General features: G+C 64.9%; 15 protein-coding genes. 8 read left to right on the top strand and 7 right to left on the bottom strand.

What is annotated here, in order from left to right; translation table 11 throughout:
• Positions 1-36: 36 nt before the first annotated feature.
• From AC15MQ_RS16600 to aceE, 5 genes are all read right to left on the bottom strand, one after another.
• Positions 37-2,802: an ATP-binding protein gene (locus AC15MQ_RS16600; RefSeq protein ID WP_483080720.1), complete on the bottom strand. Its 2,766-nt coding sequence runs from the start codon at positions 2,800-2,802 to the stop codon at positions 37-39.
• 12 nt (positions 2,803-2,814) lie between these two features.
• The gene (locus tag AC15MQ_RS16595; RefSeq protein WP_350496672.1) at positions 2,815-3,015 is read right to left on the bottom strand and encodes a hypothetical protein; all 201 of its coding nucleotides are present in this window, start codon (positions 3,013-3,015) and stop codon (positions 2,815-2,817) included.
• A 533-nt stretch (positions 3,016-3,548) separates the two neighbouring features.
• The gene (lpdA, locus tag AC15MQ_RS16590) at positions 3,549-5,288 is read right to left on the bottom strand and encodes a dihydrolipoyl dehydrogenase (protein WP_483080719.1); all 1,740 of its coding nucleotides are present in this window, start codon (positions 5,286-5,288) and stop codon (positions 3,549-3,551) included.
• 16 nt (positions 5,289-5,304) lie between these two features.
• Positions 5,305-6,936 carry a dihydrolipoyllysine-residue acetyltransferase gene (gene aceF / locus AC15MQ_RS16585; RefSeq protein ID WP_483080718.1) on the bottom strand — a complete coding sequence of 544 codons (1,632 nt, stop codon included), beginning with the start codon at positions 6,934-6,936 and terminating at the stop codon, positions 5,305-5,307.
• Positions 6,937-6,948: 12 nt separating this feature from the next.
• Positions 6,949-9,642, bottom strand: coding sequence for a pyruvate dehydrogenase (acetyl-transferring), homodimeric type (gene aceE / locus AC15MQ_RS16580; RefSeq protein WP_483080717.1), 2,694 nt, complete (start codon positions 9,640-9,642; stop codon positions 6,949-6,951).
• 360 nt (positions 9,643-10,002) lie between these two features.
• Here aceE and AC15MQ_RS16575 point away from each other — a divergent pair, with 360 nt between their 5' ends.
• From AC15MQ_RS16575 to AC15MQ_RS16560, 4 genes are all read left to right on the top strand, one after another.
• Positions 10,003-10,299, top strand: coding sequence for a FeoA family protein (locus AC15MQ_RS16575; protein WP_332337450.1), 297 nt, complete (start codon positions 10,003-10,005; stop codon positions 10,297-10,299).
• The gene (feoB, locus tag AC15MQ_RS16570) at positions 10,296-12,203 is read left to right on the top strand and encodes a ferrous iron transporter B (RefSeq protein WP_483080716.1); all 1,908 of its coding nucleotides are present in this window, start codon (positions 10,296-10,298) and stop codon (positions 12,201-12,203) included. The genes AC15MQ_RS16575 and feoB overlap by 4 nt, the downstream gene beginning before the upstream one ends.
• Positions 12,204-12,392: 189 nt before the next feature.
• A complete protein-coding gene (locus AC15MQ_RS16565; RefSeq protein WP_483080715.1) occupies positions 12,393-14,297 on the top strand; it encodes a thiamine pyrophosphate-dependent enzyme in 1,905 nt (634 codons plus the stop codon).
• Between the two features lie 24 nt (positions 14,298-14,321).
• Positions 14,322-14,957 carry an indolepyruvate oxidoreductase subunit beta gene (locus AC15MQ_RS16560; RefSeq protein WP_483080714.1) on the top strand — a complete coding sequence of 212 codons (636 nt, stop codon included), beginning with the start codon at positions 14,322-14,324 and terminating at the stop codon, positions 14,955-14,957.
• A 111-nt stretch (positions 14,958-15,068) separates the two neighbouring features.
• On the opposite strand, the gene AC15MQ_RS16555 is transcribed toward AC15MQ_RS16560, so the two are convergent.
• The gene (locus AC15MQ_RS16555) at positions 15,069-17,147 is read right to left on the bottom strand and encodes an AAA family ATPase (RefSeq protein WP_483080713.1); all 2,079 of its coding nucleotides are present in this window, start codon (positions 17,145-17,147) and stop codon (positions 15,069-15,071) included.
• A gap of 614 nt (positions 17,148-17,761) precedes the next feature.
• Here AC15MQ_RS16555 and folD point away from each other — a divergent pair.
• From folD to AC15MQ_RS16535, 4 genes are read left to right on the top strand one after another with little or no spacing between them, the layout of a single operon-like run.
• Entirely contained in the window at positions 17,762-18,613 is an 852-nt protein-coding gene (folD, locus tag AC15MQ_RS16550; protein ID WP_332336845.1) for a bifunctional methylenetetrahydrofolate dehydrogenase/methenyltetrahydrofolate cyclohydrolase FolD, read from the top strand.
• The gene (gene purE / locus AC15MQ_RS16545; RefSeq protein ID WP_332336846.1) at positions 18,613-19,110 is read left to right on the top strand and encodes a 5-(carboxyamino)imidazole ribonucleotide mutase; all 498 of its coding nucleotides are present in this window, start codon (positions 18,613-18,615) and stop codon (positions 19,108-19,110) included. The genes folD and purE overlap by 1 nt, the downstream gene beginning before the upstream one ends.
• Positions 19,111-19,154: 44 nt before the next feature.
• On the top strand, positions 19,155-20,312 hold the full coding sequence (locus AC15MQ_RS16540) for a 5-(carboxyamino)imidazole ribonucleotide synthase (protein WP_483080829.1): 1,158 nt from the start codon (positions 19,155-19,157) through the stop codon (positions 20,310-20,312).
• Positions 20,302-21,345: an L-threonylcarbamoyladenylate synthase gene (locus AC15MQ_RS16535; RefSeq protein WP_483080712.1), complete on the top strand. Its 1,044-nt coding sequence runs from the start codon at positions 20,302-20,304 to the stop codon at positions 21,343-21,345. Before AC15MQ_RS16540 ends, AC15MQ_RS16535 begins: the two co-directional genes overlap by 11 nt.
• Positions 21,346-21,419: 74 nt before the next feature.
• Here the strand turns inward: AC15MQ_RS16535 and AC15MQ_RS16530 are convergent, their stop codons facing one another.
• A complete protein-coding gene (locus tag AC15MQ_RS16530; protein WP_483080711.1) occupies positions 21,420-25,436 on the bottom strand; it encodes a translocation/assembly module TamB domain-containing protein in 4,017 nt (1,338 codons plus the stop codon).
• Positions 25,437-25,444 lie beyond the last annotated feature (8 nt).

Raw genomic sequence — 25,444 nt, 5'->3', positions numbered from 1 at the left:
GGATGAGTCACTGACTCAGTTTCCGCGGCAATTCATCTACGCGCCCTCGGCCACGGCGACTGCCGTCTCCCGTACCGGCGCGAATGGCAAGGTGAAGCGGAAGGTCGCCCCCTCCCCCGGGACGCTTTCCACCCACAGCTTGCCGCCAAAGTGTTCGACGATACGCCGACTGATCGGCAGCCCGAGACCGGTACCCGCAGGCTTGGCGGTCATCGTATCGCCGACCTGGCGAAACTTCTCGAAAATCAGTTGCTGATCTTCCGCACGAATGCCGGGCCCATTGTCGGCCACACTGACTTCGAGTCCATCCGCCAGCCGCTGCAGCGCGACACGAACACGACCGCTTCCTGGCGCCAGGAACTTTACCGCGTTCGAAAGCAGATTCAACATCACCTGAATCAGTCGATCGCGATCTGCAAGAATCAACGGCGGATTATCGGGCAGATCGAGTTCCACGTCCGCTCCTTTCTCACGAAACAGTTGACTGGTCGCGGCAATCGACTGCTCGATGACCTCCTTGAGGTCGAGCTCGCAGCCATTCCAGTCGGCGCGTCCCGATTCGATCTTCGCCAGATCGAGGGTCTGATTGATCAATCGCGTCAGTCGCTCGGCCTCGCTGACGATCAGCCCGAGAAAACGCTCGCGATCCGCCAGGTGCATCCTGGGATCGTCGCGCAGCAATTCCGAAAAGGCGCGGATCGATGTCAGCGGCGTACGCAGCTCGTGCGTCACCGAGGACATGATGTCGTCCTTGACGCGATCAAGTTCCTGCAAGCGCTCGTTGGCTTCCTGCAACTCCAGCGTGGCTGCCGTCAACTCGCGCGATTTGCGCTCCAGTTCGCGGCTGTAGGTGCGCAACTGCGATGCTTCGTCGAGAATGTGCATGACCTCTTCGATACTCAGCGGCTCCTCCTTGGCCACCGAAGCCACCATGACACGCGCCGACGCACTGCCGATGGCGCCAGCCAGCAGCGATTCGGCGAACTGCACCAACTGCGCGTCGGCTTCGAGCATCACGCCGTCGGCATGACCTCGCCTGCGCGCATAGGCCACGAACAGCGTTTGCGCCCGTGTCGGGCCGAGGAAGCGCCCGACCAGTTCCTGCAGGTCGCTGACTTTCGCGCGTCCGCGCCACAAGGCGGCCCCTACCGGTCCGTTATTCTTCAGCGCGTCTACGAAAACCGTCGCCTGGGTCGCCTCGGCGACCATTGGCGGCCGCAGCAGCGAGACCCCGACATACGCGCCGATATTGGCCAAGAAACTCCAGAACAGGCAGTGGGAGATTTCGTCGAAGCCGCCGAGACCAAACAGTTGCTGGGGTCGCAACAGCTCGATTCCGAACAGGCCCTGCGTCAGGAACTCGTCCGGAAGCCAGCCCGACTTGGCAAACGACGGCAGCAGCAAGGTATAGGCCCAGACCATGAAGCCCGCCGCCAGGCCAGCCAGGGCCCCGCCGCGCGTTCCGCCGCGCCAGTACATGCCGCCGATCATCGCCGGGGCAAACTGGGCCACCGCCGAGAAACTGATCAACCCGATGGCCACCAGGGCGTACGCTTCGCCGGCGAGCCGAAAGTAGAGGTAGCCCAGCAGCAGGATCAGCACGATCGAGCCGCGCCGGATACTGAGCAGCACCCCCGAGAGATCCTTCGATTCCTCGATCGCCATTCGCTTGTGGCGCAGCAGCAAGGGCATCACCAGATCGTTGCAGACCATCGTCGACAGGGCAATGGTTTCGACGATCACCATGCCGGTCGCCGCCGACAGGCCACCGATGAACACCAACAGCGCCAGCCCCTCCTGGCGCTGCGACATCGGCAGGGTCAGGACGAAGGTATCGGCGTCGACCCCCTGCCCGGCAAAATGCAGCAGCCCGCCAAGCGCGATCGGCAGCACGAAGATATTGATCAGCAGCAAATACAGTGGAAACAGCCAGGCGGCACGCTTCAAGTGCGCCTCGTTGACATTTTCAACCACCGCGACCTGAAACTGGCGCGGCAGGAAGAGAACCGCCATGCCGGAAAGCACGATCAGCGAGAACCAGCCGGTATAGCCGGCGCCCGACGGAATCGCGGTCGCCAGATGGCGCAGCTCGGGGTTTGTGGTGATGTGCTCGAAGATGTCGCCGAACCCATCGTAAAGGCCGTAGGTAACGAACCCGCCGACGGCCAGGAAGGCCACCAGTTTGACTCCGGATTCCAGCGCAATCGCCGCCACCATGCCTTCATGGCGTTCGGTGGCATCGAGGTGCCGGGTTCCGAAGACAATCGTGAACGCCGCCAGGATCAGGGCGATGTAGAAGCTCATGTCGGCCGCCACCGACATCGTCGCACTGCGGTCCGGCATCACGATGTCCGGGTAGCTGAGCAACAGGCTGACGCTGCTGGAGACCGCCTTGAGTTGCAGGGCGATGTACGGAATGATGCCGACGACGGCAATGATGGTGACCAGGCCACCGAGGAGATGGCTCTTGCCGTAACGCGAGGAGATGAAATCGGCAATCGACGTAATGCGGTTGGCCTTGACGATGCGAATCATCTTGAGCAGCAGGAACCAGCCCAGTGCCATGACCAGCGTTGGACCCAGGTAGACCGGCAGAAAACCGATTCCCGATACCGCGGCGCGCCCGACACTGCCATAAAAGGTCCAGGTCGTGCAGTAAACGGCCATCGACAGGGCGTAGATGGTCGGGCTGGCAATGATCGACTTGCCCTGGTCGGCGCGCTTGTCACCCCACCAGGCTACGGCAAACAGCAAGCCGAGATAGCACAGCGAGACGGCGATGACGACTGGCGCTTCAAGCATCGTCAGGGCAGCCTATTTGAAACGACGTTCGACGGCCCACGCCATCACCGCGATCACGGTCGCCCAGGCGAAAAAGACATAGGCGAAGACCAGCGGAATGCCGAAGATCTGCGTGTGCCGATCGAACAGGGAAAGCAGCGGATAATTGAACAGCACGCAGCCAATCAGGAAAGCCGCTACCAGTCGGTCACCAGCGAGTACCCTGCGATGCATGTCACCCTCCCGTTCGAAAGTGATCGCCCCCGGCAGCCGTGCGGCTCCCTGATCATGGCCATCGTCACACCGCCATCGTCAGCAACGGGATTACTGGCCGTTACCCGTCAGCGTACAAACCCACCCCCGTGATCCGCTCCGCTCGCTCCCGGCAGCCACGCTTTTCCGGGTACGCCGGCTACAAAATCGCTGGCGAGGCCGGGGGCAACGCCCGCATTGTCATCAATCGGCCCGAGCGACGCAATGCCTTTGACCCCAAACCCCTCAACAACCGAGTCAGCTTCGAACAGTGTGGCTGGATTTTACTGTTGATAATGGAAGCAAGTGGTTCCAGACAAGTCCTCCGCTGAAAGAGTCTGGCGACCTCGGCGTTGTGTTCGTCGATATCGTCGGGAGCCTCAAATGGCAACCCGACGACCCACCGACCTCGTGCTAATCTTCGAGAAGAAGCGATGCAGAGCAAGCTACGCCGCAAAAAAACGCCACCGAACTGCACGTGCGGCGGCGTCGCTTGCGGCCAACGGCGTCGTTGCCTACCTCTTCTTGACCGCCGGCAGATCGGTACACACGCCCTCATAGACTTCCGCCGCCATCCCCACCGACTCGCCCAGCGTCGGGTGCGGGTGGATGGTGTGGCCGATGTCGGTGGCGTCGCAGCCCATTTCGATCGCCAGGCAGACTTCGCCGATCAGATCGCCGGCGTCGGTACCGACGATGCTGCCGCCGATGATGCGATGCGTCGTTTCATCGAAGATCAGCTTGGTGAAGCCCTCCTCACGGCCATTGGCCAGGGCTCTCCCCGAAGCCGCCCAGGGGAAGACGCTCTTGCCGTAGGTGATCCCCTCGGCCCGGCATTGCTCTTCGGTCTTGCCGGCCCAGGCGATTTCCGGGTCGGTGTAGGCGACCGACGGGATCTGCAGGGCGTCGAAGCAGCGCTTGCCGCCGTGCGCGGCTTCGGCGGCGACGTGCGCTTCGTGCACCCCTTTGTGCGCGAGCATCGGTTGCCCGACGATGTCGCCGATCGCAAAAATGTGCGGAACGTTGGTGCGCAACTGCGTATCGACCGGAATGAAGCCGCGCTGATTGACCGCGACGCCGGCCTTCTCGGCAGCGAGCTTGCGACCGTTGGGCGAGCGACCGACGGCCACCAGCACGAGATCGAAGCGCTCTTTTTCGTCGCTGCTGTAGGTGACTTCGATGCCATCGGCACTGGCCGCAGCGGCGACGACGCCGGTGTTGAGCAGGATGCGGTCGAAACGATGGGCGTTCTTCTTTTCCCAGACCTTCACCAGATCGCGGTCGGCCCCGGGCATCAGTACCGCCCCGAGTTCGACGACGGTGATGCGCGAACCGAGCGCCGAATAGACGCTGGCCATTTCGAGGCCGATGATGCCGCCACCGACGACCAGCATGCGCGGCGGGATCTGCCGCAGTTCGAGGGCACCGGTCGAGTCGACGACGCGCGGGTCGTCGGGCATGAACGGTAGCGCGATCGGTTGCGAACCGGCAGCGATGATCGCTTTCCCGAACCTGATGACTTTCCTGCCACCGTCCGCCAGCGCGACTTCGAGATGGTTCGGGTCCAGGAACTGGCCGACGCCCTGCACGACCTGGACCTTGCGCCCCTTGGCCATCCCGGCAAGACCGCCGGTCAGTTTGCCGACGACCTTGTCCTTGTGGGCACGCAGCTTGTCGAGATCGATGCTCGGGGCAGCGAAGCTGACGCCGCAATCGCCCATGTGCTGCGCTTCTTCCATTACGCCGGCGATGTGCAGCAGCGCTTTCGAGGGGATGCAGCCGACGTTCAGGCAGACGCCACCGAGCGTCGCGTAACGCTCGACGAGCACCGTCTGCATCCCCAGGTCGGCACTGCGGAAAGCCGCCGAGTAGCCCCCCGGTCCGGCGCCGAGAACCAGCATCTCGCATTCGAGGTCGGCACTGCCGGTGATCGGCGCCGCTGCCTGCGACGCCGGGGCGGCGCTTGCCGGCGGCGCGCCGGCAGCTACTGGCGTGGCGGTTGCCTCGGCAGTCCCACCGCTCTCGATCAGGGCAACCACCGCGCCCTCGGAGAGTTTGTCGCCGAGTTTGACCTTCACCTCCTTGACCACGCCGGCGACGCTGCTCGGGACGTCCATCGTCGCCTTGTCGGATTCGAGGGTGATCAGGGCGTCATCGATCCTGACCGTGTCGCCGGCCTGGACACACACGTCGATGACCGGGACATCGTGATAGTCGCCGATGTCGGGCACTTTTGCTTCAATGATCTGGCTCATGATTTTCTTCTCCCGATCAGAGCAGCACGCGCCGCATGTCGGCGAGGAGTTGCGCGACAAAGACGTTGAAGCGGGTTGCCAGTGCGCCGTCGATGACGCGGTGGTCGGCGGATAGCGACATCGGCAGGATCAGGCGCGGCGCGAAGGCTGCGCCGTTCCAGACCGGCTTCATGACCGACTTGCTGACCCCGAGGATGGCCACCTCGGGCGCATTGACGATCGGCGAGAAGTGCGTGCCGCCGATGCCGCCGACGCTGGAAATGGTGAAGCAGGCCCCGGACATCTCGGCCGGCGAAAGCTTGCCGTCGCGCGCCTTCCTGGCCAGATCACCACTTTCGATGGCCAGTTGGGCCACCGATTTCTGGTCGGCGTTCTTGATCACCGGCACCACCAGGCCATTTGGCGTGTCGGCCGCGAAGGCGACATGGTAATACTGCTTGAGCACCAGGTTGTCGCCATCCAGCGAACTGTTGAACTCGGGGAACTTCTTCAGGGCCACCGTGCAGGCCTTGATCAGGAAAGCCAGCATGGTGATCTTGAGTCCCGACTTCTCGTTCTCCTTGTTCATCGCCACGCGGAAGGCTTCCAGGTCGGTAATGTCGGCGTCTTCGTGATAGGTGACCGCGGGAATCATCACCCAGTTACGCGCCAGGTTCTGCGCGGAGATCTTCTTGATCCGCGCCAGAGGCTTGATTTCGACGGCGCCGAATTTGGCGAAGTCGACCTTCGGCCAGGGCAGCAGGTCGAGACCGCCGCCGAGCGAGGGTGCGGCAGCCACGGCGACCGCCGGGACGGCGGTCATGACACCCTTGACGTAAGCCGTGACGTCTTCCTTGAGGATGCGGCCTTTTGGTCCGCTGGCCGTGACCTTGTTGAGATCGACGCCGAGTTCGCGGGCCAGCAGGCGCACCGACGGGCTGGCATGCGTCCGGGCGCCGGGGGCCAGGCCAACACCCGGCGTCGCAGCTGGCACCGCCGGCACCGGAACACTGGCGACCACCGGTTCCGCCGCGACCGGCGCGACCGGCGCGGCGGCAGCGGGAACAGCGGCAACGACAGCAGAGCCACCACCGCTGTCAACGACGACGACTACTGCGCCCTCGGAGACCTTGTCGCCAAGCTTGACCCTGATCTCGCGGACCACCCCGGCCACCGACGAGGGCACATCCATCGTTGCCTTGTCGGATTCGAGCGTGACCAACGCGTCATCGACCTTGACCGTATCGCCAACCTTGACACACACGTCGATCACCGGAACATCGTGATAGTCACCAATGTCGGGCACCTTGACCTCGACCGCTCCACCAGCAGGGACTGCCACCGGAACTGCCGCGGCAACAGCCGGCGCTGGCGCCGCAACTGGGGCGGCAAGGGGGGCGGCGGCGACCGGCGTCGCGGCAGCCTGCTCGGATGCTTCGAGGACGACGACGACGGCGCCTGCGGAAATCCTTTCGCCGAGTGCGACGCGGATTTCCCTGACCACCCCGGCTGCCGAAGACGGCACATCCATCGTCGCCTTGTCAGATTCCAGGGTCACCAGCGCATCATCGACCTTGACCACGTCGCCGACGATGACGCAGATGTCGATCACCGGCACGTCGGTGTAATCACCAATGTCGGGGACTGTTACTTCGATCAATTGACTCATCAGAGGGCTCCCTTAAACCGTCGTCGGGTTAGGTTTGTTCACGTCGATGCCGTAACGGGCGATCGCCTCGGCGACCTTGCCGCGCTCGATCGTGCCGTCGTCGGCGAGAGCCTTCAGGGCGGCCACGGTGACCCAGCGGCGATCGACCTCGAAGAAATGGCGCAACTTCGCGCGCGTGTCCGAGCGACCAAAGCCGTCGGTGCCCAGCGTCACGTAGCGACGGTTGAGGAATGGACGGATCTGCTCGGCGTACATGCGCACGTAGTCGGTCGCCGCGACGATCGGGCCGCGCGTGTCGCCGAGGCAGCTTTCAACGTGCGACAGCTTCGGCTTGGCGATCGGGTTGAGCATGTTCCAGCGCTGGACGTCGTTGCCGTTGCGCGCCAGTTCGGTGAAGCTCGGGCAACCCCATAGGTCGGCATCGATGCCCCAGTCGTTCTTGAGCAACTCGGCAGCGGCGATCACTTCACGGAAGATCGTCCCGGAACCGAGCAACTGTACGCGCGGCGCAGCCGGATTGGTGTCCGACGAATGGCCGCGGCGCAACAGGTACATCCCCTTGAGGATGTCGGCCGCAGCGTCGACCGGCATTTCCGGATGCTCGTAGTTCTCGTTCATCACGGTGACGTAATAGAAGATGTCCTCCTGTTCCTGATACATCCGGCGCATGCCTTCCTGCATGATCACGGCGATTTCGAAGGAGAAGGTCGGATCGTAGCTCAGGCAGTTCGGAATCAGGCTGGAGAGCACCAGCGAATGGCCGTCTTCGTGCTGCAGGCCTTCGCCGTTTAGTGTCGTCCGGCCGGCGGTGCCGCCGATCAGGAAGCCACGCGAGCGCTGATCGGCGGCCGCCCAGCAAAGGTCCATCGTGCGTTGCAGGCCGAACATCGAGTAACAGATGTAGAACGGGATCATCTGCACGCCATGCACCGAATATGCCGTCGCGGCGGCGATCCAGTCGCTCATCGCACCGGCCTCGTTGATCCCTTCCTGGAGGACCTGGCCGTCTTTCGACTCCTTGTAGAACATCAACTGGTCGTGGTCTTCCGGAACGTATTTCTGGCCTTCCTGATTCCAGATGCCGATCTGGCGGAACAGACCCTCCATCCCGAAGGTGCGTGATTCATCGGGAACGATCGGGACGACGTGCCGGCCGACCTTCTTGTCCTTGAGTAGGATGTTGAGGAAACGGACGATGGCCATGGTCGTGGACACCTCGCGCCCCTCGCCCGAGGCCTTGAGCAGCGCATCGAAGGCAGCCAGTGCCGGCACCTCCAGCGCCGGCGCGGTACGTCGACGCTTCGGCAGGTAACCGCCGAGGTCCATTCGCCGCTGGCGCATGTAGGTGAGTTCGGGCGAGCCTTCGGCGAACTTGAGGTAGGGCAGTTCCTCGACCTGATCGTCGCGCACCGGCAGGTTGAAACGGTCACGAAAACGCTTGATCGCTTCGTAATCGAGTTTCTTTTGCTGATGCGAGATGTTCATCGCTTCGCCTGCCTGGCCCATGCCGAAGCCCTTGATGGTCTTGGCCAGGATCAGGGTCGGCTGGCCTTGATGCTCGACCGCGCTCTTGTAGGCGCTGAAAATCTTGAAGATGTCGTGGCCGCCACGGTTCAGCGCCCAGACCTGGTCGTCGGTCCAGTCGGCGACGAGCGCCTTGAGTTCCGGCGTGTTGAAGAAGTGCTCGCGCACGTAGGCCCCGTCCTTGGCCTTGAAGGTCTGGTATTCGCCGTCGAGGGCAGCCATCATCCGCTGCTTGAGGATGCCTTTCTTGTCGCGCAGGAAAAGCGTGTCCCAGTTGGTTCCCCAGATCAGCTTGATGACGTTCCAGCCAGCACCGCGAAAAGTGCCTTCGAGCTCCTGAATGATCTTGCCGTTGCCACGCACCGGGCCGTCAAGGCGCTGCAGATTGCAGTTGATCACGAAGATCAGATTATCGAGCCTCTCGCGCGCCGCCATGCCGATGGCACCCAGGGATTCGACCTCGTCCGTCTCGCCGTCACCAAGGAAGGCCCAGACCTTGCGGTCCCTGGCTTCAATGAAACCCCGGCTGTCGAGGTATTTCATGAAGCGGGCGCTATAGATGGCCTGCAGCGGGCCGAGACCCATCGATACCGTCGGAAACTGCCAGAAATCCGGCATCAGCCAGGGGTGCGGGTAGGACGAGATGCCCTTGCCGTCGACTTCCTGGCGGAAGCAGTCCATCTGCTCGTCGGTCAGGCGCCCGAGCAGGTGAGCACGCGCATAGACCCCGGGGACCGAGTGCCCCTGGAAAAAGATCAGGTCGCCGCCATGCTGTTCCGAGGGGGCATGCCAGAACCAGGAAAAGCCGACATCGTAAAGGGCCGCCGCCGAGGCGAAGGAGGCGATATGGCCGCCGACGTTGCTGTTCTTGTTGGCGCGCACGACCATCGCCATGGCGTTCCAGCGGATGTAGTTGTGAATCCTGATTTCCATGTCCGCGTTGCCGGGATATTTCGGTTGCCGCTCGACTGGAATGGTGTTGACGTATTCGGTAGTGGCGCTGTAGGGGATGTCGATCCCCTCCTGGCGCGCCTGTGCAATCAGGCCTTCGATCAGAAAGTGGGCACGATCGGGACCTTCCTGGTCGATCACGCCGCTAAGCGCGTCCTGCCATTCCTGGGTTTCTTGGGGGTCCGCATCGCTGATGCTGGCCGACAGCGCGTTTTCGGGCAGAGCTGCCATGAATTTGTCTCCTGATCTGCAGAATCGTGAAATGAAAAGTTGTGCTGCGCGCAGTTTTTGCGCCAGCAACGAGGGTAATACGTTGCTGCCCTACGCGGTACCGCAGTGCAGCAAGCAAGCTTATCTCGCATTGTAAAATCTAATTTTATATCGTGCAATATCCGGCAACCAATTCATGCACGAGACTCTTTGCCAGTCGCAGGATTTCTTGTGTACAATAAGAATCGTTCGCAACAAAAGCTGATCGGCAGTTGGGCTGTCGCTGCCCGGAAGCCCTGACACATCGCGGCATTGCCCGCGGCTTACGGATTGCGAAGCGCCTTTGCGAGCAAACCCCTTCAGGAGATTGAGTTGACTGATGTGACAGACACCAGCAAGGCATGTTCCGTCCGGACGCTCGATTTGGCATCGATCGGTGAGGCGCTTGCCGTGCAGTACGTTCAGCCCCCAACTGCCGCGCCGGAATGGGCACGCTGGCTGGAGGAAATCGGTTTCATCGTCGGCGAACGGGTGATGCTGATGGCCCGCGGCCTACCTGGCGGCGACCCGCTGGTGGTGCGCGTCGCCCAGTCCACCTTCGCCTTGCGAAGAGCCGAGGCGGCCTGCATCGGAGTCACCCCGGTAGACCAGACGGACACCCAGGAGATCGTGGCATGAACGAGGCCGTCATTCACTTCCACCCGAGCGGGCCCCTGCTCGCTTTGGTGGGCAACCCAAACTGCGGCAAGACCGCCCTCTTCAACCTGCTCACCGGTAGTCGGCAGAAGGTCGCCAACTACGCCGGGGTTACGGTGGAACGCAAGGAAGGGCGGCTCACGACCCCCGCCGGCAGGACGCTGCGTGTCCTCGATCTGCCGGGAGCCTACAGCCTGTATCCGCGTTCGCCTGACGAGCGGGTGACCTGTGACGTCCTGTTCGGCCGTGCCGCCGGCGAAAAGCGCCCGGACCTCGTGGTCTGTGTCGTTGACGCCACCAATCTGCGGCGCAATCTGCGACTGGCACTGGCCGTGAAGCGTCTCGGCCTGCCCTGCGTGGTCGCCCTCAACATGACCGACCTGGCCGAGAAACGCGGACTCAGGATCGTACCGGAAAGGCTGTCCGCCGAACTGGGCATGCCGGTGGTGAGCACCGTCGCGATCAGGCACACGGGCGCGGAACCCCTGCTGGCGCTGTTCGACGATCAGCAGACCTGGCGCCGCGCCACGGCGGACACGCCCATCCCGGGCCATGCGGCCCCCATCGGCGATCCCCACAGCAACCAGTCCGACCATGTCGCGGTGCGCCAGATCCTGCAGAATCTGGGTCTGGACGAGATCGTGCCGCACACGCCGAGCGACCGCATCGACCGGGTCGTCCTGCATCCGATCATCGGGCCGCTGCTACTGGCGTCAATCCTGTTCCTGGTGTTCCAGTTGGTCTTCGCCTGGGCCGAAACACCGATGAACCTGATCAAGGCAGCCACCTCCGGGCTGGGCCAGGCGATCGGTGCGGCCTTGCCGGACACGTGGATCAGGAGCTTGATCGTGGACGGCGTGATCGCCGGTGCCGGCGGGGTCCTGGTGTTCCTGCCGCAGATCGTGATTCTCTATTTCTTCATTCTCCTGCTCGAAGAGTCCGGCTATCTGCCGCGCGCAGCGTTCCTGCTCGACCGCCTGATGGGCGGCGTGGGGCTCAGCGGCCGCTCGTTCATCCCCTTGCTGTCGAGCTTTGCCTGTGCCATCCCCGGCATCATGGCCGCGCGCACCATCGCCAACCCGCGTGATCGCCTGGTCACCATCATGATCGCACCGCTGATGACCTGTTCGGCAAGGCTACCGGTATACGCGCTGCTGATCGGCGCATTCGTGCCGCAGCGTGAAGTTTATGGGATGCTGGAACTGCAGGGGCTGGTGTTGCTGTCTTTGTACCTTGCCGGCATCGTCGGCGCCCTGGCTGTCGCCTGGGGGCTGAAGCGCTTCACCGCGGCGGGACGCGAGGTCCGTCCGCTGATGATGGAACTGCCCAATTATCACTGGCCGACGCCGCTCAACGTCGGCCTCGGCGTCTGGCAACGGGTGGCGATCTTCCTCAAGCGGGTTGGCGGCATCATCCTCATTCTCACGATCCTGCTGTGGCTTCTGGCAAGCTTTCCCGCACCACCGGAAGGCGCCACCGGACCGGCGATCGAGTACAGCCTGGCGGGCATGCTGGGACAGGCGCTGGCGGTGGTGTTCGAACCGATCGGCTTCAACTGGCAGATCAGCATCGCACTGGTCCCTGGCCTGGCAGCGCGCGAAGTCGCGGTCAGCGCCCTGGGCACGGTATACGCGCTCGCGACGGCAGGCGAGGACACCGCGCAGGCGCTGGCGCCGCTGATCGCTGCAAACTGGAGTCTGGCCACCGCGCTATCGCTGTTGGCCTGGTATGTCTTCGCGCCACAATGCCTATCGACGCTGGCAACGGTCAAACGCGAGACCGGTGGCTGGACGATGCCCCTGCTGATGGCGGGCTACCTTTTCGCACTCGCCTATGCCGCTTCGTTCGTCACCTACCGAGTGGCTTTGGCCCTGGGCGCCGGCTAAGGCGCCGCGAAGCCCCCGCCCCGCGGCTGATTCGAGGCATACGCAGACCGGCTTTGGTGTAAGCTGCGCCGGGTGGCTACCAGCCGGGTCATCCGGTATGGAGTTTGATCTGTGTCAACACTGGCGCGCGCTGGTCACGCTAGTGTCTCGCCTTTGTCCGAGAAACGCCTTTTCGCCCGAGGAGATGCCATGACGGCAGCAGCAGTGATGTCCGCCCCGCCCACGACAGCGCCCAGCCGGCTTCTGATGTCCGGCAACGAGGCGGTGGCGCGTGCCGTATGGGAGGCCGGCGTACGGGTGGCGGCGGCCTATCCCGGCACCCCGGCAACCGAGATGCTGGAATGCGTGGCGGGTTATCGCGAAATCTACGCCGAATGGTCGGTCAACGAGAAGGTTTCGCTCGAAGTCGCCTTCGGCGCCGCGATGGCCGGGTCGCGCAGTTTCTGCGCGATGAAGCACGTGGGCATGAACGTCGCTTCCGATGCCCTGATGACCATGACCCTGACCGGCGTCGCCGGCGGTCTGGTGATCGCCATCGCCGATGACGTCGGCCTGTCGTCGTCGCAGAACGAGCAGGATTCGAGATTTTGGGGTCGTTTCGCGCATGTGCCCGTGCTCGAACCGGCCGATTCGCAGGAGGCACACGACTTCACGCTCGCCGCTTTTGCCCTTTCGGAGCGCTTCGAGACGCCGGTGATCCTGCGCCTGACGACGCGGATCTGTCACGTCAAGGGCCTGGTCAGCGTTGGCGAGCGCAGCGAGCGCCCGGTTGCCGGTTTCACCAAGGATGTCGGCCGCTGGGTGATGGTGCCGAGCGCCGCCGGTCGACGCCTGCCGCTGATGTTCGACCGCGAACGCCGTCTGCGCGCCGAAGCCGAGATTTCCGAACTCAACATCGTCGAGCCGGGCAGCGATCGCCGGGTCGGCTTCGTCGCCTCCGGGCCGGCGTACATGCACGTTCGCGAGAGCTTCCCGAACGCGCCGGTGTTCAAGCTCGGTTTTTCCTTTCCGCTGCCCTTCGACAGCCTGCGCCGGTTCGCCAGCCAGTGCGATCGCCTGGTCGTCGTCGAAGAGGTCGAGCCACTGATCGAGACCGAACTGAAAGCGCAGGGCATGCACGTCAGCGGCAAGGACATCCTGCCGCTATCCGGCGAGTTGTCGCCGCAGGTCCTCAAACCGGCGGTCGCCCGTCTGCTTGGCGAGGCGCTACCCGAACTCGCAGGAACGGCGCCGATGCCGGTCTTTCCGCGCCCACCGACGATGTGCGTCGCCTGTCCGCATCTGGGGGTGTATTACACGCTGTCGCAGTTGCGCAACGTCACCATCTCGGGTGACATCGGCTGCTACACGCTGGGCTTCGGCCAACCATGGAACGCCCTCGACGCCTGCATCTCGATGGGCGCTTCGATGGGCATGGCGCTGGGCCTTGACAAGGGGCGCAGCGACGCAGAGAAAGACAGGAAGATCGTCGCCGTGATCGGCGATTCGACCTTCCTGCACATGGGCATGCAGGGCCTGCTCGACATTGTCTACAACCGTGGCAACGTCACCGTCCTGCTGCTCGACAACCGTGCCGTCGGCATGACCGGCGGCCAGGACAATCCCGGCAGCGGCCGCGACATCCACGGCAGCGATGCGCCGCGCATTGATTTTGCCAGGCTGGTCAAGGCGCTCGGCGTGCGCGAGGAACGGGTGCACGTGGTCAACGCCTACGAGTTGCCGGTACTGTTGCGCACGCTGCGCGACGAGACCAGGATCCCGGAGCCGTCGGTGATCATCACCAGCCAGCCGTGTGTGCTGATCAAGGACTACCACGCGCTCAAGCCGTTCACGGTGGTCGAGAGCAAGTGCACCGGCTGCGGCAACTGCATCGATGTCGGCTGCCCGGCGATCCACGTGACGCGCCGCGACCGAGTGAAGAAGGCGAGCGGCAAGGAAGTTGACCTGGCTTTCGTGCGCATCGAGAGCACCGCCTGTACCGGCTGCGGTCTGTGCCTGAAACCCTGCGCGCCCGACGCGATCGTGCCTGTCGACACGCTGGCGATGCCCATCAAGGTGGTCCGGAAAAGTGCAGCGCTTGCGCAGACCCCGTAACAAGCAGGGAAAGGTTCCGTAGCGATGCCTGAGACAAACAAGTTCGACACCACCAACATTCTCGTCGTCGGCACCGGTGGCCAGGGGGTAATGACCGCCACCGAGATCCTCGCCGAGGCGGCGATCGCGCTCGGCCATGACGTCAAGAAGACCGAGGTCGCCGGCATGGCGCAGCGCGGTGGCGTCGTCTCGTCGCACCTGCGCTTTGGCACGAAAGTACTATCGCCGCAGATCACGCCGGGTTCCGCCGATGTACTGCTCGGTTTCGAGGCCGCCGAAGCGATGCGCTGGCGGCACATGCTGCGTCCCGACGGGCTGGTCTTGATGAATACCGGCCGCCTCGTGCCACCGGTCGTCGAACTGGGTCTCTACGATTATCCCGACGATCCGGTTGCCGCGATGCGCGCCGCCGGGACGCGTGTGTTCTCGTTCGATGCGTCGGCGATTGCCAGCGAACTCGGCGACCTCCGGCTGGGCAATACGGTGATGCTCGGGGCGATCGCCGACCACCTGCCCTTCCCCGCCGAAGTCCTCGAAAACTGCATCCTCAAGCGTTTTGCGCGCAAGAAGGCGGAAATCGTCGAACTCAACCGGCAAGCCTTCGCCGCCGGTCGGATGGCGGCCCAGGAGGCCGCTAAGACCGCCGCCGAAGCGGCGTGATACGCACGACAACTGTCCTGGCAACGGCAAAATTCGACGACTGGCAGACGTAGCTGTCGTCGGAGACTGAATCCGCCCGTACCCAGAGCCCGTTACTCAAGCGAAACGGCATCAGGCTGCCTCGAAGCGACGGATCTCCAGGAGCGCCTCGTGCAGGCTCATCTCGCCGGCATCCAGCAGTTTGCCGACCAGATATTCGGTCAGCGCCTTGCTCTGGGCAAGCACGGCCTTGGTTTCACCGTACAGGCGCTCGCTCTGGGCTTCCATGATGCCGCGCGTCTCCTCGTCCACTTCGCGGCGTCCGCGGTCGCGGTCAGGGTCCAGTGCACCGAAGTTGAGGCGGGTCTTGCGGTACATGCCCATTTCGCCCACCGCGTGGTACAACATCTGGGTGACGCGGGTAATGTCGTTGTGCGCCCCGTTGGTGGTACCTTCCTCGCCAAAAAACAATTCCTCGTTGGCCATACCGCCCAGCAGCACACGCACCTCGTGCTCGATGTCGCCTCTGGTCTTGAGCAGGTTGGCCGCCTGCTTGTGAAAAACGTAGCCTAATGCATTGGTTCGTGGATTGGCCTTCAGGGAAATCTTGATGGTCTTCATATCGGCCAGGATCTGCTCCCAGTCGCCATTGGCCAGATGGCGTTCGCGATCGAGGTCAACCAGAAAGTGGCCCCATTCGTGCACAGCGATGATACGGCGGTCACGTTCGCGCTCCTCGGTAGTATGGGTGTTGACGTTACCCACCAGCACGCGCTCGGCCGCCTGCATCAGCGTCTCGGCGCCGATCATCTCGCCGGCCTGCACGGCGGTGATGCCAGCCTGGCTGACAATGGTCTCCAGGTCGGCCGGACTGCGACCCTCGGTCACTTCGACGACATCGTGCAGATCCAGGTCGGGCAGAACCTTGTTGGCGCGCTGGTTCAGGTAGTGGCCGATGATCGCCAGCCGCTCCTCGCGGTTGGGCAGGCGAAAGTCCACCTTCATCTGGAAGCGGCGCAGCATGGCCTCGTCCATCGGCAAGGTTTCGCTGTTGAAGTTGCTGGCCACGATCCAGATGATCTCGGCCTCGCTCCGGCTGCGCACGCCATCCAGCACCGACAAGAGGGTGTTCGCCGTGTCGTCGTCGAACTTGCGGCGACCCCCCCGTTTCATGAACAGATCCTGCGCCTCGTCCAGGAAGACGATGCAGCGCCTGCGCCGCTTGGCCATGGCCAGAATGCGACTGAGCGTATTTGAGCCGCCGGCGACGAAGCCCGTTTCCAGGTTGGCTGCCGAATGGAACAGGATCGGCAGCCGCAGTTCCTTCGCCAGATAGCTTGCCAGCTTGGTCTTGCCGGACCCGGCCGGACCACTGAACATCACATTGAAGGGCTTGATGATGCCGTACTCGGCATACTCCGCTCGGCGCTGATACTGATCCTTGATCTGTGCCACCTCGGCCTTGATATCGTCCATGCCCACCAGGTCGTCGATGGAGCCTTGGACCTGCGCCGGCTCGATGAACTTGAGCGACTTGAACTGGCCCTTGAACTGGACGAAAAGGAAAGCCAGCAGGCCGAGCGCGAGCGTGGCCGACAGCACGCCGCTGACGCCGGCCTTCCAGCCATCCTTCTCGGACTGCGGGCGGGCACCAGCGAAGCGCTCATCCAGACGATCGAGCAATTCGAGGCTGCCGGCGCTGAGCTCGCTACGTGGAATGAAGAGCAGTTTGCTGCCCCAAGGCGCGCTGACCGCCTTGTCGGCGAAGATCTTGGTCTCCATGTCACTGGGGTAATACGCATGCTGCGTGCCCTGTGCTTCGACCAGAACGATGCGCTCGGAGACATTCCACATCAGTGGCTTGTAGATCACCGTGACGCTGTCGGCCGTGTTCGCGGCCAGGAAGCTCAGCAACGAGCCGCTGCCAAGGACCACCGGCAGGTTGTCCTTGAGTTTCCACACCCCGTCGCCCGCGTTCCCGGCAACGGCCATGCTCCTGACCTGCTCTGCCAGGGCAGCCTGCTTCTGAACGAGAGAGAACGAATAGATGCTGGTCACCGGGATCAGAATGGTCATGACCAGCACCGTCAGCTTGACGGCCACCGTCTGGATCACGAACCAGTCCTGCAGCCGGCCGGCGGCCTTCTTTACGGCGACCCAGAAGCCCGTTCCCGCCGGCACCGCGGCGCCGGGTTTCGACAAATTCGACATGGCAGTCCTTGGTGACGGGCGCTACGTGATGTCCTGGTTTCGACAAGGTGGATTCACGATGACGCCGGGCTGAAGCCTCTCCTGGGTAACCGCCGGGGGAAGCGTCTTGGTGGAAACGCCGACCCGATGTGGAGTCCGCTTCCGGCAGCGGGGGTCCTGATGCTCTTCCACACTCGGGACTGGCGCCCGCAATGCGCGCTGGCGCACCGAGCGTGCGAACTCTGTAGAGTACAACAAAAGCTCGTGTGTCGTGAGTCGCTGCGGACACAGCACGCGATCCCTTCACTCCCTTAACCCCACGAAAGGGGAAATCTCATGAACAATATCGTCTATCTGGTCGGCGCAGTCGTCATCGTCATCGCACTCCTGTCGTTCCTGGGGCTTCGCTAACGCGTCTGGCAGGGACCGGGGGCCGCTGGTCCTGCCGTAATCCACTCGGCGCTCGCATCAGGAGCCGGCGGCGGGTGGTCGCCAGACCCGCGGCGAGGGCCGCCGCCGGGACGCGCCGATTTGCGCTAGAATCGCGCCCTTGATCGATCCATGCGCGATTCGGACGGTGCACCGAACCTGGGCATGGCACCCTTCCGCTTCCGGCCACCCCAGGGAAACGCAAAATGACGGCAAGAATCCTCGACGGCAACGCGCTGGCGCAGACGCTGCGCGCCGACTTCAAGAAGCGCGCCGACGCGCTGGCGACGCGCGGCAACCGCCCCGGACTGGCGGTGATCCTGGTCGGCGAAGACGCCGCTTCGCAGGTCTATGTGCGCAACAAGGTCAATGCCTGTGTGCAGGCCGGTTTCCACTCCGAGAAGCTGACCTACGCGCCGGATGTCGAAGCGCGCGTGGTACTCGCGAAAATCGCCGAGCTCAATGCCGATCCACGCATCCACGGCATTCTGGTGCAGTTGCCGCTGCCGAAGCACTTCGACGTCGACGCGGTGCTCAAGGCCATTTCCCCCGAGAAGGACGTCGACGGTTTTCACGCCGAGAACGTCGGGGCGCTGATGCAGGGCCACCCGCGCTTCATTCCGTGCACCCCTTACGGGATCATGCAGTTCCTTGCCGACGCCGGAATCGATTTGAAAGGCAAGGAAGCCGTCGTCCTCGGACGCTCGAACATCGTCGGCAAACCGATGGCGATGCTGCTGATGCAGGCCAGCGCGACGGTGACGGTCTGCCACTCGCAGACGCGCGACCTGGCCTTCCACACGCGGCGTGCCGACGTCCTGGTGGCAGCGCTCGGCAAGGCGCGGTTCGTCACCGCCGACATGGTCAAACCGGGCGCGGTCGTCATCGACGTCGGCATCAACCGGCTGCCGGACGGAAAACTGTGTGGCGACGTCGATTTCGGGCCGGTCAGCGAAATCGCCTCGGCAATCACGCCGGTTCCCGGCGGTGTCGGCCCGATGACCATCACCATGCTGCTCGCCAACACGCTCGAAGCCGCCGAAAGAGAGGCCCGCTGATGTCGCAAGGTGATCCGCTGGTTGGCGTGGTCATGGGTTCCGACTCCGACTGGCCGACGATGCAGGCGGCCGCGGTGATGCTCAAGGAGTTCGGGATACCGTTCGAAGCGCGCGTCGTATCGGCGCATCGCACGCCGGATCTGCTTTTCGAGTACGCCGCAGCGGCTGGCGAGCGCGGCCTGAAAGCGATCATCGCCGGCGCCGGCGGCGCCGCACATCTGCCGGGAATGCTGGCCGCCAAGACCACGCTGCCGGTGCTCGGCGTGCCGGTGCAATCGAAGGCGCTGTCCGGTCAGGATTCGCTGCTGTCGATCGTGCAGATGCCGAAAGGGATCCCGGTCGCCACTTTCGCCATCGGTGAAGCCGGCGCCGCGAACGCCGCCCTGTTTGCTGTCGCCATGCTGGCCACCGGCGATCCGGAACTGGCGCAGCGCCTCGGCGACTTCCGTCGGGCACAGGCCGAAAAGGTGATGGCCATGAAGCTGCCGGAGGTGTGAGCGGCCTGGAGGAGTCGCCGACGCGACACTCGCGGGTCGGCCAGATGATTCTTCCGCCGGCAACTCTCGGCATGCTCGGCGGCGGCCAGCTGGGCCGCTTCTTCGTCGCCGCTGCGCACGAAATGGGTTACGCGGTCTGGGTACTGGACCCGGATCCGCACAGCCCGGCAGCCCTGATCGCCGACCGCCATTTGCTGGCCGCCTATGACGATTATGCGGCGCTGGACGAACTGGCGCAGGGCTGCGCGGCGATCAGCACCGAGTTCGAGAACGTCCCCGCCGGCACGCTCGACTATCTCGACAAGTTCGTTGTCGTGCGCCCGTCGGCGGCGGCGGTCAGCGTCTGCCAGAATCGCATCGCCGAAAAGACCTTCCTGCGCGACAACGCCCTGCCGCATGCCGCCTTCACCGTCGCGCACGACGAGCAGGACCTGCGCCAGGCCGGGCCCGGGCTTTTCCCCGGCATCCTGAAGGTCGCCCGCTTTGGCTACGACGGCAAGGGCCAGGCGGTGGTGGGCAACCGTGACGAAGCGCTTGCCGCTTTCCAGCACTTCAAGGGCGAGAGCTGCGTTCTCGAACAGAAGCTTGACCTCGAATGCGAGATTTCGGTGGTGCTGGCACGCGACGAGGCGGGCGTCATCAGCACCTTCCCGGTTGCCGAGAACAGTCACCGCAGGGGCATTCTCGACGTCTCGGTGGTCCCGGCGCGTGCGGCCGACGCACTGCGCGCCAGGGCCGCCGGACTCGCCGGAACGATCGCCGAGCGCCTCGACTACGTCGGCACGCTGGCCGTCGAGTTCTTCGTCGTGCACGGCCAATTGATGATCAACGAAATGGCGCCACGCCCGCACAACAGCGGCCATTACACCCTCGACGCCTGCGTCACCAGCCAGTACGAACAGCAGGTCCGGGCCTTGTGCGGCCTGCCGCTCGGCGAAGCCGGCGCGCATTCGGCCGCGGCGATGGTCAACCTGCTCGGCGACCTGTGGTACGAAACCGGCCCCGCCGGGCAGCGCTACCGCGAGCCGGACTGGTCCAGGCTGTACGCCTTTCCGACGCTCAAGCTGCATCTCTACGGCAAGCATCACGCCCGGCCGGGCCGCAAGATGGGGCACTTCACGGTGCTCGATGACGATCCGGAACAGGCCCGCGAACTGGCGATGGCGGCGCGCGCCATGATCGGAATCGTCGATGCCGTCTGATGTCCACGAGATCGATCGCGCCGTCGCGCTGCTGCAAGCCGGCGAACTGGTCGCCTTTCCGACCGAGACAGTCTATGGCCTCGGGGCTGACGCGGCCAACCCGACAGCCGTCGGCCGAATCTTCGCCGCCAAGGGGCGGCCCGCCGATCATCCGCTGATCGTGCATCTGCCGGCTGATGGCTATCTCGACCGCTGGGCTCGCGAGATCCCGGCAGTGGCCTGGGAACTGGCCGAGGCATTCTGGCCCGGCCCGCTGACCCTGATTCTCAAACGCGCGCCGGCCGTATCGTCGGCCATCACCGGCGGGCAGGACAGCGTCGGACTGCGCGTTCCCGCACACCCGCTGGCACTGGCCTTGCTGCGAGCCTATGCACGGGCCGGTGGCGGGGTCGACGGCATGTCCGGCATCGCCGCCCCATCGGCGAATCGCTTCGGCCGGATCAGCCCGACCGAAGCCGCGCATGTGCACGACGAACTCGGCGACGCCGTCGGCTTGATCCTCGATGGCGGGCGCTGCCCGGTGGGCATCGAGTCGACGATTCTCGACCTGACACCCGCCGCAGGCCTGCCGCCGCGTCTGCTGCGCCCCGGCCGCGTCACCCCCGAACAGATCCGGATGGTCATCGGCGTATTGCCGGAGATCGTCGGTCACCAGGGCGACGACGGCACGCCGCGCGTCTCCGGCTCGCTGGCGGCCCACTATGCGCCGACGACGCCATTGCTGCTGGTGACCCCGGAGCGACTTGCCGAATCCATCGAGCGCCTGCGCTGCAGCCGGCGACGCTGTGCCGTTCTCTGTCACAGCGAACTTCCGGACGACGGCGCGGCACTGGCCGTGCGCCGCTTGCCGAGCGATCCCCGCGGCTACGCGCGCACGCTCTATGCGGCGCTTCGCGACCTCGACCGCGCCGCCACGGATCTGATCCTGGTCGAGGAAATTCCGGCCACGCCAGCCTGGGCGGCCGTCGCCGACCGGCTGCGGCGAGCGGCAGCCGGTGCCGGTCGAAACGGCGAAGCCGCCACCCCAAGGTAACCCGCCGCGGCACCGCCCAACCCCCTGCCAACCCTTTCCGGCGTGCTACCGCGGCCATCCGATGGAGCGCCGGGCTAGCGCCCGAAGCGGTAATTCCAGAGCAGGTCGAGCCCGGTATCCGAGCCGGCGCGACCCACCAGAGAGAGATTACGGCTGAGGTTGACGGTCAGCTTGACGACGCTCCCGGCCGTGGTCAGCGACTGATCGTAGCTGATCAGCATGTTCGACGACAGCCGCTTGCCAACGCTGACGATCTGGCCGGTCGTCGTGTCACTGGGGCCGAAACCGGTGGTACTGGCGATGCGACTGGTCTGTCGCTGGCCGGATCCATCGAGCCGGCCACTGCTGATGCCGAACTCGTCGATACCCAGGCCACGCTGCACTGCCTTCAGGGGCCCACCGTCCTGCCCGCCGAGGATCGTCTGCGCGGCGGCCAGCAGCACCGCGGAATCCTGCCCGCGCTGCTGATCCGGCGCGTGCCCGAGCACCAGCCAGGACAGCTTCTCGGCGTCCGGCACTTCGGGGTCGGAAACCAGCCGTACGACCGGCCGCCGGGCGGTGCCGGTAACCTCGACGCCAGCCTCGACCGGCAGGTTGCCGCGCACGGCACGGATATTGAGGCCGGGATTGTCGATCAGCCCCTGGAAGTTGAGAATGCCGCGCTCGATTTCGAGCTTCTGGCCATAGGCATCGAAACGACCATCCTGCGTACGGATCGTACCGGTCGCCCGCGGCAATCCGCTGCCTGCGGAGCGAATGTTCACCGCCCCCACCAGACGACTCTCGACGCCTGCCCCGCGAAAGTGGAAATGGCGGCCGAGTTCCGCGTCGAGGTCAAGCGACAACAGCCGCACCGGCGCCGGAACCTTCGCCGGTGCGGTGCTCTGGCGCTTGATCAGCACGTCCTCCGAGAGCTGCGGCGTACCGCTTCTGGCCAGTTCCCAGTACCCCGCGTCCAGCCGGAAGCGCCCCAACACATCGAGCACCCGCTCACCCAGCTTGAACTGCGCATCACCGGAAACCAGAACCCACTGATCCGGCCGTTGCATCACGCCCAGACGTTCAGCGCGCAAGGTCAGCACGCCCTCCGAATGTCCGGCACGCAGTTCGCCGGTCGCCTCGACCCGCCCCGGTTTGCCGGTCAGGGTGCCGGCATCGATGCCTGGGTCAAGCAACAGCGCGCGCGGCAACGGCTGCAGCACACTGTCGAAGGTCAACTGCTTCAGGACCAGGCGAACGTCACCGTCGGCTTCACCACTCAATTCAACGAGCAGCTTTCCTTTTTCGAGACGCATCGCCTGGTCCAGGACACGCAGCGCCAGATCGTCGCCACGCCATTCCCCACTGAGGCGTGGCTGGGCCGGGGTCCCTTCGATCCGCATCGCACCGGCCAGACGCCCGCCGAGTTGCCAACCCTCGCCGAGCAGCGGGCCGGCCCAGGCCAGATCCGGGGCACTCACCCGGATCTGGCCATGCCAGGGAGCCGCTCGGTCGAGCACGGCAGCGGCAGAGCTGGCGGCGTCAAGCTCGCCGGCCAGTTCGCCGAGCCGTTTGCCGCGCAACTTGAACTGGCCGGCGAGGCGTCCATCCGCGGCCAGCAGGTTGAAGGTGCCCTCTTCCAGGCCCAAAGGCAACGCGCCGATCGAGAGATCGCCGCTCGCACGCCACAGACGCAGGCGGCCCGTCGCGAGACTCCGCTGCGGCAAGGTAGCGATGGCCGGGGCACTGCCGATATCCCACTCGCCGTTGAGACGCAGCGAATCGCCATTGCCTTTCACCGCGCCGGAAAACGACTCGAACCATTCCGGGAATTCGCGGAGGGTATCGACCACCGGCAAGGCGTGCAGGCTGCCAACGCTCTGCCAGCGCTGCTGCTGGTAACGCACGCGCTCCAGGTGCAGGGACCAGCCGGCGCCGAGGAAGTCGGCCGGGCCGGCATTCAAGGCCGCCGTCCCGACCTGCAGCGGCGCCGCCGCAGCCAGACGCAGGAAGGGCTGACTCCGGTCGATGCCCGAGGACAGCGTGAACTCCCGGAGCGTCCCTGACCAGTTGAGGCCGGCAGCCGGCGCGGCCAGACCGCCCTCCAGCAGCAACTGCAGCTCGCGTTTGCCCGACAGGCCAACCTGGCCACGCAAACGGTGCCGGCTGCGTACGCCATCGGCGTCGAGATCCAGTTCGCGCAGGACCGTGCTTCCAGATGCCAGATCGGCACCGGCCAGATGCAGCTTGCCCGACACCACCCCCTGATTGCCGTCACCGAGTTGCGCGACGAGATTGAGTCCGCGAATCTGCCCGACGCCGGCAAACGCCAGGCGCGTCGACTTCAGATCCGCGCTCAGTTCAGGCGCGCTGGCACTGCCACCGAGAACGAGTTGACCATTGATGTCGCCCGCTATCCCGAGTGGATCGAGCTTCGGTGCGCTAATCGACACGGTCAGCCGATCGCCGACGGCGCCAAAGGCACCCTTGGCCGTCAGGCGATTGTTGCCCGCAATCAGTGCGACGTCGGCCTTGCGCAGGCGCTGCCCGGCAAGATCGATTTCACCGCTGCCGGACAGGGCTTCCGTACCTAGGTGGCTGTTGCGCAGGCCAAAACGCAGGCCCAGAGCAAGCTGCGGCCGGCTGCTCCCCTGCGCGTCGAAGTCGGCATTGAGGCGCGCCGGCGGCAGCTTCGCAAAACGACTGGGGTCAAAATTCTGCAGCGCTCCCCGCAAGGCGAACTTCCCGCTCCCCGCCTGCGCCACCTGGCCACTGGCGACCAGCTGCGCGTCGCCGGCGACCAGGCGCAACTTCTCGACGAGCACCGTGGCCGGGTCGATCGCCAGCCGGCCCTGGATCGTGAACTGCGGGTCGCGCAACTCGGTTTCCAGTACCTGCCGGTTCAACCCGATCGTGGCGCGCAGCGGGCCGGCAAGCAGCGTGCGACGCAGGCTGCCATGCAGCGCACTCGCGTCGAGCGACCTCACCGCCAGATGCAACGCCAGTTCGGCATCGCGCAGGATACCGCTGCCTTGCAGGCGTCCGCCGCCCAACAGACGCACATCGAGATCAGCCAGGCGCAACTCGTCGTCGCCCAGACTCAGGCCGGCCCGCAGCGATTCGAGCGGCAGGCCGTGTCGGTCGAGGGGCCCGGGACGCCGATTGAGCATCGTCAACCGCCCACCCAGGCCGGTCGGCGAACCACCCCGCGGCTGCAGCTCGACCTGCACATCGAAGATGGCCTGCGGAGCGCCTTCGATCCAGGCCGCCGGGTCGATCGCCGAAAGTGTGACCAGCGCCTCCCCGACCGGCTGTGACGAGAACGGCGTCATCCGCGCCCGCAGTTGGCCGCCAAAGGCTTCACCCGTGCCCGGCTTGCGCGGCCTGGCGTTGCCGATCACCGTGAATTCCTCCAGCCGGCCTTCGGCGGCGGCATCGAAAACCAGCGCGCGTCCCGCCGCTTCGCCCTCGACGCCGGCTTTCGCCGTCAGCGCGAACGGCCGCGTGGCCGCCAGGGAAGCCTCGCCGACAACGCCCAGGCCGGCGACACGCGCGCGCAAGCCGGACAGCCGATGCAGCGAGCCGTCACTCGCCAGTTGTCCCTCGACCGACTCGGCAATCGCTGTCGCCTTGCCGTCCGGGAAGGCATGCTCGCCGACTTCGATGCGGGCGACGACGAGTTGATCGATCGCCACGCCGAACCCCAGGCGCAGGTTGTCGGGCAGTTGCAACGGCTCGCTGTTGGCGACATGCGAAACGCGCAGGCGCTCGACGCTGACGCTGCTGATGGCCAGTCGACCGTGCAACAAATCGACCGGCCGCCAGATCAGCCGCACTTCCTGCAACTGCAGATCCAGCGTCGCACTGCGCCAATGCACCGCCTGCAGCGAAAAGGCACCATTCAGGGCGCCGGCCGGTACCTCGATCCTGAGTTGCTCGGCAGCAAGCCGTTCGATGACCCGACACACCACGCGCAAGCCACCCTCGCTGGCCAGCAACCACGTGACGCCACCGCACAGGGCCAGCACGCAGCCCAGGGGCGCCAGCCATCGCCAGCGCCGGGGAAGCGGCGGCGAAGCTGGGTTCGCGGGCGCAGTCGTCTCCTCGCTCATCGCCGGAT

It is taken from the genome of Candidatus Accumulibacter propinquus, assembly GCF_056856495.1.
Note: the sequence above shows the minus strand (reverse complement) of the source record. Positions and strands in the feature narration are given on the sequence as shown.